The organism is Microcystis sp. M53598_WE2 (assembly GCF_030067735.1).
Classification (GTDB): Bacteria; Cyanobacteriota; Cyanobacteriia; order Cyanobacteriales; family Microcystaceae; genus Microcystis; species Microcystis aeruginosa.
Genome location: NZ_JASJFE010001101.1, coordinates 1 through 10,493 on the forward strand (window position 1 = coordinate 1; position 10,493 = coordinate 10,493).

Here is a 10,493-nt window from a genome sequence, read left to right on the forward strand (position 1 = left end):
GAAGACAATCAACTGAAAGAGCTAATTGGGTAAGAAAAGCTCCCGCACAAGTGACACTCCAGCGATCCATACGTCCTGAATAGCCTTCACTCGCAAGAAATTCTTTGATTAATTGAACAGCACGGTGTCGTATCTCTAAGCTATAAAGAAGTACGACATAATCAGGATCGCGTGAAAAAGGACGCAGTATTTTACGTTCATTCGTCTCCGCATACAAAGCCGCTATACGAGCATCTCGCAACATAATAAAACAGTTGGGTTACTGTCCAGTTGTCTCTATTCTAGCTCGACCAGGAAAATTGTTAAAGAATTACTCTCAGTTACGAGTGCAAGACCTCCACCCAGAGCCAGCTAAATAGACATTATAAATAAACCTTCCCTATATCACACCAAATATACACTTTTTTAAAAATCTTTCTGTATATTAACAGAGCGATCGCAAAAAACTTTCTTGATAAAATGACAAGGAGCCTGTTATGCCGATTGGGAATAGGGAAGTGGGGAGCAGGGAAATTCCACTAAAACCCTAAAACCCAATACCCAACCGCCAGAACCTAAAGCTCAACAGTTAAACCCTAACAGCTAACGCACCGATCGAGCGCTCAATCATTATTATAGAGACAGTAACAAATATTTATGAAACTTCATGCTTATTAATCGCCTTGGCATCGATCGCGGGAAAAAATTCCTTAAAGAGACTATCTTGTTCGGAAATGACCCTAATCCCGAATTAATTGGCATTTTAGGGGTTTATTTCGTACAGGGCATTCTCGGACTCTCCCGATTAGCGGTTAGCTTTTTTTTAAAAGACGATTTGGCCTTGAGTCCCTCCCAGATGGGGGCATTAATCGGAGTGGCGGCGATTCCTTGGGTGATTAAACCAGCTTTTGGCTTTCTTTCGGATGGTTTGCCTATTTTTGGCTATCGTCGTCGGCCTTACCTAATTTTATCGGGAATTCTCGGGGTTTTAGCTTGGTTGGCCCTAGCCACTGTGGTGGAGAATGCTTGGCAAGCGATGGCCGCGATCCTGCTTGGTTCCCTTTCTGTCACCATTAGCGATGTCATCGTCGATTCTTTGGTAGTAGAAAGAGCGCGCAAAGAGTCCTTCACTCAATCCGGTTCTCTACAGTCCTTAACTTGGGGAATATCGGCGTTAGGCGGCTTAATTACGGCTTATCTGGGTGGTTGGTTACTAGCACACCTCGGCACTCGTCCTGTCTTCGCTCTCACGGCTATTTTTCCCCTGATTGCCTCAGCCATGGCGTTTTTAATTACAGAGGAAAAAGTCAAGAATAATGATGATGATGCACAATCAACGCCGAAAGTCAAGGAGCAAATCGGGCAATTATGGTCAGCAATTAGACAAAAATCAATTTTATTACCCACTGCCTTTATTTTCCTCTGGCAGGCTACTCCTAGCGCCGATTCTGCCTTTTTCTACTTCACCACCAACGAGTTAGGATTTGAACCGGAATTTTTAGGACGAGTGCGCTTAGTCACCAGTTTAGCCTCGATCCTGGGCATCTGGGTATATCAAAGGTTTTTAAAAGCGATTTCCTTCCGTCTAATTTTGGGTTGGAGTACGGTGATTTCTGCGCTTTTAGGGATGACTACCCTACTCTTAGTTACCCATACTAATCGAGCGCTCGGTATTGACGATCATTGGTTTAGTTTGGGGGATAGTCTCATCCTCACCGTCATGGGACAAATTGCCTTTTTACCCGTCTTAATTTTATCAGCGCGTCTTTGTCCCGTGGGCATTGAAGCATCTCTATTCGCTTTATTAATGTCCATCTGGAATATGTCGGGATTAGTTTCCCAAGAAATCGGCGCTTTATTAACCCATTGGTTGGGAGTCACCGAAACTAATTTTGATAACCTTTGGTTATTGGTGGTGATTACTAATCTCTCTACTCTCCTACCTTTACCCCTAATTAAATGGCTACCTTCTACGGATCCCCAATCTCAGGAAGTCAAGAAAACTTTTCCCCCCGCAGAAGTCTTTGAACATCATGTTACTGGTTCTTTAGCCGAACCAGGTTTTATTCCCGAACTTGTCCCCGAATTAATCGACACAAGAGATTGACAGTCCAGAAAACGGGTTTCTTTGAGAAACCCGTTTTCTAAGGGAATGGTTAAGAAGACTATTTAAACAGATCCGAATGAGTCCCAGTCCGAACGAGTGTTAAGCTTTCCTCATCTCGCTCAATCTTGTAGAGTAACAACCAATCTGGCTCGATATGGCACTCACGATAACCGGACCAATCTCCAACGAGATTATGATCTCGGTATCGCTCTGGTAGTATTTGTTCTTGCACCAGGAGTTCCACTACAGTTTTTAGCTTTTCCAAGTCTTTACCCCGTTTTTTCATCTGCCTCAAATCGCGTCGAAAGCGGGTGCTTTCCTGTGGGATTAACATTCCCCTGTATCCTTGTTCCAATCCTCGAACATCTGCCCGACGCTACTATAACGCTTAAGACGCTCAGGATGTTTTTCTACTTCTTCAATGGCGGCGAGCGTTTCTGTATTAGGAATTTGAACATCAAAGGGAAAACCTTGATGACAATCGACATCAGATAAGGCTGGATGCTGAATTTTTTGTAGGAGAAGCTGTTGTTCTTCGTCAGTTAAGGAAAGGATAATTTGAGCAAGGGAATCAATTAGTTTAGTATTGATTGCAGCAGCAGCTTGACTCATGATTAAACAAATGATTGGGAGTTAATTAATTATTTTAATCTAGTCTAGCGCGAGTTAGCAATCCCTAGCGATCGCCTCTTATTCCAGAAAAAGGTTTTCTCAAAGAAACCCGTTTTCTCTGGCATTCATCTTGCTTAATTGAGAACAGTTTTTAACTTTTCCAAGACAGAATTGTTTAACGTAATTTTTCCCATTCTTCTTTACTAATATTTGCTTGTTGTAAAATTTTAGCCAGCAAGCTTTTACTGATATCTCCTTGGTGTGGATTAGGAATCCAGATTTTTAATTTTCCCTGCACCATATATTGATGATTTCCTCCTACCAGAGGACCAGAAAATACCAGCTTTCTCAACTGGCGAATTAACTCTTTCCTTTTGATGGGGGCAAAAGGTGGCATCAGGCGATTTTTTGTTGAGGGGTTAGATTGATACCTTCAACAATCGGTAACTGATGCTGTAAGCGCAGTCCTAAAATAACCCAGCCTTCCAAAACTTCCTGTAACTGTTCCTTAGTAGCTTCGAGGGTTGTTTCATTAGCATATACTCCCTCAAATCCCGGAATTTCTCCATAAAAAGTACCGTCTTCTAGAACTTCATAGGTTGCCAGTTCCATTGCTTGTTTTAGATATTTTGTTAGCATCATTGACAGGAATAAAGCTCAGTTATTGTCTCGAAGATTGTCGATTTGATGATCAGTTGTTTTGAACTTGGCGATAATTTTGCCCTGTTTCTCCAGAAAACGGGTTTCTCAAAGAAACCCGTTTTCTAGGTTTTCTAGCTGTTGTCTTCGTCTTTGACGATTTTCCGCTTCTAAGCGACTAATCGCTTCTTCTCATTGTAATCCAACTAATTCCATCTCTTGACAATTGCGGTGTGCTTTTGCCAAAGTTTGCTTAAGTTGATCAGAATCCCGGGGAAGCTGAGGAACAAAATCCATATTTAACTCCATTCAAGTTTAATTTCTTCGACACTACGCATCAAGGCAGGAATCGGCACTTGGGTTGTCTTAATCACTGTTCCAATCCTCGAACATCTGCCCAACGCTAGTATAACGCTTAAGACGCTCAGGATGTTTTTCTACTTCTTCAATGGCGGCGAGCGTTTCTGTATTAGGAATTTGAACATCAAAGGGAAAACCTTGATGAAAATCGACATCAGATAAGGCTGGATGCTGAATTTTTTGTAGCAGAAGCTGTTGTTCTTCGTCAGTTAAGGAAAGGATAATTTGAGCAAGGGAATCAATTAGTTTAGTATTGATTGCAGTAGCAGATTGACTCATATAGCGTTTACATTGTTTAATAGTCTATTTTTGAATTGGCGATTTATGAGCGGTTGTTTCGACTCTGGCAAATCAAGCTAAAGGAGAGTTTTAAACTCTGCCACTGTCAATCCCGCTTGACGAATGATAGATCTCAGTGTTCCCTTAGCCACTTCTCGATGGTCAGGGATGGTGATGCGTCGATAGGGATAGGATTTTTGTCTGAGTATGATATGACTTCCTCGCTGCCGATCTAATTCGTAGCCAATCTTGCCTAGTGCTTTAACCACTTGGCGACCAGCGATAGAAGGAAGTTCACTCATAATTTAACCTCTACCAGTTCCTCAGAAATTGGTGGTGGAATCGGTTCATTGTGCGCTTCTAGGCTTTCTAGATATAAAGCAATTGCTTCCTGAATGTTGGCGAGTAACTCGAACCGGGTATTGCCTTGAGAAATACAGCCGGGTAGGGAGGGAACTTCAGCCACATAAATGCCATCTTCATCTTGCTCAATTAAGACGCGATATTTCATGGGTTTGTCCTTGCTTTGAATTGATTGGAAGTTAATTATTTGAATCCAGTTTAGCACGAGTTAGCAATCCCTAGCGATCGCCTCTTATTCCAGAAAACGGGTTGCTCAAAGAAACCCGTTTTCTTCTCAAAGAAACCCCTTTTCTCAGTCCAAATGGCGCTTAAATGCCGCTGCCGTTCCCAGTAAGCCTAGGGCCAGCAAACCTAAGACAGAATTTGATTCGGGAACAGAAACGGGAGCAAGAGGAGTTCCCTGCAGCTCCAGCGTCCAACTGCCAAGACTGCCAGTATCATCTCCTGCATTATCGGAAATGGTCAGCCGCCAGTCGCCGGCGGTCTGGGATCCACCCAAGGAAGTCAGTATGGGAACGAGAGTGCCACTGTTCGCACCGGTGGGGAAGTAGTTACCGGAGGGGATGTTTTGTTCATTATTCAGTCCAGCCGCTACGGACCAGATGTTGCCGGTAAAGGCATCATTGAAGCTGTAGTTGCCGTTGAAGTTGCTGCCGTCACTAATGCTCCCACCAACAACATGACCAATCTGGTTGAACAGAGTGACTGTCGTGTTGGTTGGGACGTAGGTGAGATTGGCGATCAAATCACCGCTCCAGCTGTGGGTCAGGTTATTGAGGGTGACGGTGATGTCGGTGATCAGGAAGTTGGAACCGGTGGGAACGGTAATAGTGCTGGAAGCACCTGTGGCGTTGTTGTCAGGGATGCTGAAACCAGTACCAGTTCCAGTAAAGCTGACGGCGCTGGCGGGGAGGGCGGCCAGTACAGCGATCGCGCTAACTGTGCCGGCGAGGACAACACCAGAGAGAGAGATAGATTTAAAGGTAGTTGTAGTATTCATGAGCAATTTTGAAAAAATCCTGTGTAAACCTTACCCCCCCCCCGATTTTGTCAAATATCACTTTTTTATCGATTCTATAGATTTTTATCTATACTCCAGAAAACGGGTTTCTCAAAGAAACCCGTTTTCTCAGTGCGATCGCTTGGGGAAGATCGGGTTTAGGATATTTGTAATGTTTGATACAAATATCTCGATCATCTGTTCTTAAGATTAAGGCTGGTGTTGCCAATTGATCGGGAAAGAGGCAGGCGCAAGCAGATAAAAACCGCAGAGAAGCTTGTGCCGTGGGATCAAAATTATTAAGCGGAGAATAGCCTCTGACCGGACTTCAACATCAAAGTTAGTAGGAAACTTGTCATCGCCTAAGTAAAGTAACCCTTTATCCACGACACAACACAATAGGAAAAATACTTATGAGTTATGGAACGCGTGTTCAAGCTATCTCTCAAGTAACGGATCGTAAACCCCTACCTAGCAAAATTCCTCAGCGTTTAGAGGCCCTCTGGGCAACCGATGTCTTTACCCTGAGCAAAATGCAGGCCAGTCTTCCGAAAGACGTATTCAAATCGGTCAAAAACACGATTTTAACCGGGGGAAAATTAGACGTTTCCATCGCCAGTGCGGTAGCGGCAGCGATGAAAGATTGGGCCACGTCCAAAGGGGCGCTGTACTATGCTCACGTCTTCTATCCGATGACTAACGCCACCGCCGAAAAACACGATGGTTTTATCTCCGTGCAGAGCGACGGTTCGGTGATCACGGAATTTACGGGCAAAGTCTTAGTACAGGGAGAACCGGACGGGTCTTCCTTTCCTAACGGCGGACTTCGCTCCACCTTTGAAGCGCGGGGTTACACCGCTTGGGATGTCACCAGTCCCGCCTACGTCATGGAGACGGATAATGGTGTCACCCTGTGTATCCCCACGGTTTTCATCTCTTGGACAGGAGAGGCCCTCGACAAAAAAACGCCGCTTTTACGCTCGATTTCATCGATGAGTAAAGCCGCCACCAGGGTGCTTAAACTATTAGGACATACGGAAGTCGCCCCCGTTAACTCCAGCTGCGGCGCTGAACAGGAATATTTCCTCGTAGATGCTCATTTTGCCCATAGTCGCCCCGATTTACTGCTCACCGGTCGCACCCTATTTGGTAAACCCGCCGCCAAGGGTCAACAGTTCGACGATCATTATTTTGGCGCGATTCCCGAACGGGTTCAGGTGTTTATGCAGGAAGTGGAGGAAAGAATGTATCGCCTCGGCATTCCGGCCAAAACCCGCCATAATGAAGTCGCCCCCGGACAGTTCGAGATTGCCCCCTTTTTCGAGGCTGCTAACGTGGCCAGTGACCATCAGCAGTTAATTATGACCTTGCTGAAAAGTACGGCTAAAAAACACGGTTTTGTTTGCCTACTGCACGAAAAACCCTTTGCGGGAATTAATGGTTCGGGAAAACACGTTAACTGGTCCGTCGGCAACGCTACCCAGGGCAATTTGTTAGATCCGGGCGATACTCCCCACGCTAATATGCAGTTTTTGTTATTCTGTGGGGCGGTTATTCGTGGCGTTCACAAGTACGGGGCGCTTTTACGCGCAGTGGTGGCTACCGCCAGCAATGATCACCGTTTGGGGGCAAATGAAGCTCCTCCCGCCATTATTTCGGTATATTTGGGCAGCCAGTTAGAAAAGGTATTCGACCAAATTAGCCAAGGACAAATTGAGGGTTCTGATGCCCCGGGGTTGATGGATCTCGGTGTCGATACCCTGCCGGTATTCCCCAAGGATCCTGGCGATCGCAATCGTACCTCTCCTTTTGCTTTTACGGGCAATCGCTTTGAATTCCGCGCTGTGGGTTCTAATCAGTCAGTTTCCGGGCCGCTGGTGGCGATGAACACGATTCTAGCGGATTCCCTGACTTGGGTGGCGGATAACTTAGAAAGTCGGATGAAAGCAGGGGAAGACCTCAAGACTGCTGCCGAGGGTGTTCTCAAGGAGATCATGGACAAACACAGAAATGTGATCTTCGGAGGTAACGGATATTCCCCAGAATGGCACAAAATGGCGGTAGAAGAGCGCGGTTTAGCCAATCTCCGCACCACTGCCGATGCTTTACCCGTGCTGAAGGCTGATTATATCGAAGAACTGTTTGCCCGCATGGGTGTGCTTACCCCCGTTGAACTGGAAAGTCGTTTCGATGTCTATGCAGAACAGTATTTACTGGCCATCGAGGTGGAGGCGAAACTGGTGGTAAGTATGGCTAAAACGATTATTTATCCCGCTGCCGTTCGCTACTTGTCGGAATTGTCTTTGGCGATCGCTAATGCGGCGGCGATCGGCATCGAGATGGATAAGGAAAGGGCCCAAACCGTCTCGAATTTAATTAAATTACTGATGGATGGCGTTAGCAAACTGAGTGAGGCCATGGCTAAAGACGATTTTGACTCGATCGAGGAACATATGCAGTATTCCGCTCAAACGATCCGTCCCTTGATGGATAAGGTGCGCGAATATGCTGACACACTGGAAGGGGAAGTGGCCGACAATTTCTGGCCGCTACCTACCTATCAAGAAATGTTGTTTGTTAAATAACATGACGGCAAGGAGGGGGTGAATAGCTGGAAAAATGATTCGCCACCCCCTTCTTTTTAGCTCTGGTAGTTTTAAGTTATGTTAAGAAAAGTAAATACAAACGTAAAACTACTATGGTATTAACTCCGACAATTGGCGAAAAATCCTATAATCGTCAGGATTGGCAAAAAGGCTATCAATCCCAACCTAACGAGTACGATTACGAGGTAGAAGACATCGAGGGGCAAATTCCCCCCGATTTACAGGGTACAGTCTTTAAAAACGGCCCTGGTTTACTCGATATCGCTGGCACTGCGATCGCTCATCCCTTCGATGGGGATGGTATGATCAGCGCGATTAGCTTCAACCATGGGCGCGTACATTATCGTAATCGTTTTGTTAAAACCGAGGGTTATCTCCAGGAACAGAAAGCGGGAAAACCCCTTTATCGCGGTGTTTTCGGCACGAAAAAACCGGGGGGAATTTTCGGCAATGCTTTTGATTTGCGTCTGAAAAATATTGCTAATACTAATGTTATCTACTGGGGTAATAAATTACTGGCACTTTGGGAAGCGGCCGAACCCCATCGCCTCGATGCTAAAACCCTTGATACTATTGGTTTAGACTATCTCGATGGTATCTTAGAAAAAGGCGATTCTTTTGCCGCTCATCCTCGCATCGATCCCGCTTGTATCTTCGATAATCATCAACCATGTCTGGTAAATTTTGCCATTAAAACGGGTTTGTCTAGTTCAATTACTCTCTACGAAATTAGTCCCACGGGTAAGTTATTACGTCGTCATACCCACAGCATACCGGGCTTTTGTTTTATCCACGATTTTGTTATTACTCCCCACTACGCTATCTTTTTCCAAAACCCGGTTGGTTATAATCCTTTTCCCTTTCTTTTTGGGTTAAAAGGTGCGGGGGAATGCGTCATCAATCAACCGGACAAGTTAACTAAGATTATTATTATCCCCCGGGATCCTAACAAAGGAGAAGTGAAAGTTTTAGAAACTCCATCAGGTTTTGTCTTCCATCATAGCAATGCTTTTGAACAAGGGGAGAAAATTTATATCGATTCTATTTGTTATCAATCCTTACCACAACTGGATTCAAATAGCAATTTTCAATCGGTAGATTTTGATAGTTTAGCTCCCGGACATCTGTGGCGATTTACACTAAATTTATCAGAAAATACCGTTACAAGAGAATGTATTCTAGAGCATTGTTGTGAGTTTCCCAGCATTAATCCTGCAAAAGTTGGTCGAGATTACCGTTATTTATACATCGCTGCCGCTCATCATGCCACTGGTAATGCTCCTTTGCAAGCAATCTTAAAACTGGACTTATTAACGGGAGAAAAACAATTACATTCTTTTGCTCCCCGGGGATTCGCTGGTGAGCCAATTTTTGTGCCTAAACCCGATGGAATCGCTGAAGATGATGGTTGGTTATTGGTAGTTACTTACGATGCGGCCAATCATCGATCGAATGGGGTAATCTTAGATGCTAAAGATATCACTAATTCCCTAGCAGTTATCCATCTTAAACACCATATTCCCTACGGGTTACACGGTAGCTGGACTAGACAATGTTTTTAATTTAATTCCCTAGGGGTGGATTGAAAACCCACCTTTGCTAAACTTTACTCTTGAGAGCCTTCTTGTAGTAGCCAAAAACCAGCGAAGGATTCCGATTCAGGGTTAGATTGAATGGCTAAAAAATGCAGATTATTCGCTTTTTGTTTAGCTTCTTCAAAGTTTTTGGCTTCGTTTAAAGTCTCGGCATTAGTGACGTTGACGAGAATCCAGCTATCACTAGCACCCGTTTCTAAACGTAGCAGAGGACGAGAACCAGTTTCTAACTTTAAATAGGCCATTTCTAACCCTGACATCCAACCAGCTAATGGTAAAGCGCGGGGGGAAAAAATAACTAAACCGGGGATTTTTAGATTCTCATCTAACCCCATTCCCAGTATAGGCAAATTTTCTCCGAAGCTAATATCCCAATCTTTTAAATCATTAAAAGAAGACAATTCTAGCGTAACAAAAGCCCATTTATCTGCCTTATCTCCCCGGACAGCATCGGGAAGGGGAACAGCATTTAAAGGGGGATAATTAACGGAAGCGGTTTTAGTTAAATTTTGATCATAACCAACTTCTTGGGGGTAGAAATTAACCATTCTTTCTTCTATCCATCTAGTTAAAGCATGAGTGCGACGACTAGGGGAAGCGGGAATACCGATATCCTCGCAAGCTTTGCTAATCATGTTATTCATCTGACGACGGAAAAAGCGAATTTTTTTGGGAGTTACCCCCGCTTCCTTGATAGCTGCAGTAACTGCCTCTCCTAACCATTGGGAATTAACCATCGTATTAGGACAATAACTGGCATATTTAAATATTGTATCGGAGGAGCGATCGATTGTTGCCGGAGTTTCACAGATTAATAATTCCCATCTTTTTTTATTATTTTCATCCACCACCGGCCGCGAATAAAAATCAAGTTCCCAAATAGTCATATTTTTTTCAGTTATCAGTTATCAGTTATCAGTTATCAGTTATCAGTTATCAGATTTGAGTTTTAA

13 protein-coding genes are annotated in these 10,493 nt (G+C 44.3%); 3 read left to right on the forward strand and 10 right to left on the reverse strand.

Annotated features, from left to right (window positions below; all coding sequences use genetic code 11):
* Positions 1-244: hypothetical protein (locus PX636_RS22440; RefSeq protein WP_288119000.1), on the reverse strand; the 244-nt coding region annotated here is incomplete at its 3' end.
* Between the two features lie 402 nt (positions 245-646).
* On the opposite strand from PX636_RS22440, the gene PX636_RS22445 reads away from it, so the two are divergent.
* Positions 647-2,086: a folate/biopterin family MFS transporter gene (locus PX636_RS22445; RefSeq protein WP_288119002.1), complete on the forward strand. Its 1,440-nt coding sequence runs from the start codon at positions 647-649 to the stop codon at positions 2,084-2,086.
* A 58-nt stretch (positions 2,087-2,144) separates the two neighbouring features.
* Here PX636_RS22445 and PX636_RS22450 read toward each other — a convergent pair whose 3' ends face one another.
* From PX636_RS22450 to PX636_RS22485, 8 genes are all read right to left on the reverse strand, one after another.
* A complete protein-coding gene (locus PX636_RS22450) occupies positions 2,145-2,420 on the reverse strand; it encodes a type II toxin-antitoxin system YafQ family toxin (protein WP_004163283.1) in 276 nt (91 codons plus the stop codon).
* A complete protein-coding gene (locus tag PX636_RS22455; protein WP_004163282.1) occupies positions 2,414-2,698 on the reverse strand; it encodes a type II toxin-antitoxin system RelB/DinJ family antitoxin in 285 nt (94 codons plus the stop codon). The genes PX636_RS22450 and PX636_RS22455 overlap by 7 nt, the downstream gene beginning before the upstream one ends.
* A 175-nt stretch (positions 2,699-2,873) precedes the next feature.
* Positions 2,874-3,095 (reverse strand): type II toxin-antitoxin system HicA family toxin, encoded by a 222-nt coding sequence (locus PX636_RS22460; RefSeq protein WP_288119004.1) that lies wholly within the window; start codon positions 3,093-3,095, stop codon positions 2,874-2,876.
* Complete coding sequence (locus PX636_RS22465) at positions 3,095-3,340, reverse strand: type II toxin-antitoxin system HicB family antitoxin (protein ID WP_288119006.1); 246 nt, start codon at positions 3,338-3,340, stop codon at positions 3,095-3,097. Before PX636_RS22465 ends, PX636_RS22460 begins: the two co-directional genes overlap by 1 nt.
* A 363-nt stretch (positions 3,341-3,703) precedes the next feature.
* A complete protein-coding gene (locus PX636_RS22470; RefSeq protein WP_002773681.1) occupies positions 3,704-3,976 on the reverse strand; it encodes a hypothetical protein in 273 nt (90 codons plus the stop codon).
* Positions 3,977-4,053: 77 nt separating this feature from the next.
* Positions 4,054-4,278 (reverse strand): type II toxin-antitoxin system HicA family toxin, encoded by a 225-nt coding sequence (locus tag PX636_RS22475; protein WP_002766803.1) that lies wholly within the window; start codon positions 4,276-4,278, stop codon positions 4,054-4,056.
* Entirely contained in the window at positions 4,275-4,487 is a 213-nt protein-coding gene (locus tag PX636_RS22480) for a type II toxin-antitoxin system HicB family antitoxin (protein WP_008199545.1), read from the reverse strand. The genes PX636_RS22475 and PX636_RS22480 overlap by 4 nt, the downstream gene beginning before the upstream one ends.
* A gap of 144 nt (positions 4,488-4,631) precedes the next feature.
* On the reverse strand, positions 4,632-5,339 hold the full coding sequence (locus PX636_RS22485) for a proprotein convertase P-domain-containing protein (protein WP_288119009.1): 708 nt from the start codon (positions 5,337-5,339) through the stop codon (positions 4,632-4,634).
* 413 nt (positions 5,340-5,752) lie between these two features.
* Between PX636_RS22485 and PX636_RS22490 the strand changes: the two genes are divergently transcribed.
* Entirely contained in the window at positions 5,753-7,924 is a 2,172-nt protein-coding gene (locus PX636_RS22490; protein ID WP_288119011.1) for a glutamine synthetase III family protein, read from the forward strand.
* 113 nt (positions 7,925-8,037) lie between these two features.
* Complete coding sequence (locus PX636_RS22495; RefSeq protein WP_288119013.1) at positions 8,038-9,507, forward strand: carotenoid oxygenase family protein; 1,470 nt, start codon at positions 8,038-8,040, stop codon at positions 9,505-9,507.
* Positions 9,508-9,551: 44 nt separating this feature from the next.
* Here the strand turns inward: PX636_RS22495 and PX636_RS22500 are convergent, their stop codons facing one another.
* Entirely contained in the window at positions 9,552-10,427 is an 876-nt protein-coding gene (locus PX636_RS22500) for a Tab2/Atab2 family RNA-binding protein (RefSeq protein WP_288119016.1), read from the reverse strand.
* Between the last annotated feature and the right edge of the window lie 66 nt (positions 10,428-10,493).

Excerpts from the sequence above, each read along its gene's own strand:
- PX636_RS22445 (WP_288119002.1), top strand. The coding sequence starts at position 647 with ATGCTTATTAATCGCCTTGGCATCGATCGCGGGAAAAAATTCCTTAAA.
- PX636_RS22450 (WP_004163283.1), bottom strand. The coding sequence starts at position 2,420 with ATGTTAATCCCACAGGAAAGCACCCGCTTTCGACGCGATTTGAGGCAG.
- PX636_RS22455 (WP_004163282.1), bottom strand. The coding sequence starts at position 2,698 with ATGAGTCAAGCTGCTGCTGCAATCAATACTAAACTAATTGATTCCCTT.
- PX636_RS22460 (WP_288119004.1), bottom strand. The coding sequence starts at position 3,095 with ATGCCACCTTTTGCCCCCATCAAAAGGAAAGAGTTAATTCGCCAGTTG.
- PX636_RS22465 (WP_288119006.1), bottom strand. The coding sequence starts at position 3,340 with ATGATGCTAACAAAATATCTAAAACAAGCAATGGAACTGGCAACCTAT.
- PX636_RS22470 (WP_002773681.1), bottom strand. The coding sequence starts at position 3,976 with ATGAGTCAATCTGCTACTGCAATCAATACTAAACTAATTGATTCCCTT.
- PX636_RS22475 (WP_002766803.1), bottom strand. The coding sequence starts at position 4,278 with ATGAGTGAACTTCCTTCTATCGCTGGTCGCCAAGTGGTTAAAGCACTA.
- PX636_RS22480 (WP_008199545.1), bottom strand. The coding sequence starts at position 4,487 with ATGAAATATCGCGTCTTAATTGAGCAAGATGAAGATGGCATTTATGTG.
- PX636_RS22485 (WP_288119009.1), bottom strand. The coding sequence starts at position 5,339 with ATGAATACTACAACTACCTTTAAATCTATCTCTCTCTCTGGTGTTGTC.
- PX636_RS22490 (WP_288119011.1), top strand. The coding sequence starts at position 5,753 with ATGAGTTATGGAACGCGTGTTCAAGCTATCTCTCAAGTAACGGATCGT.
- PX636_RS22495 (WP_288119013.1), top strand. The coding sequence starts at position 8,038 with ATGGTATTAACTCCGACAATTGGCGAAAAATCCTATAATCGTCAGGAT.
- PX636_RS22500 (WP_288119016.1), bottom strand. The coding sequence starts at position 10,427 with ATGACTATTTGGGAACTTGATTTTTATTCGCGGCCGGTGGTGGATGAA.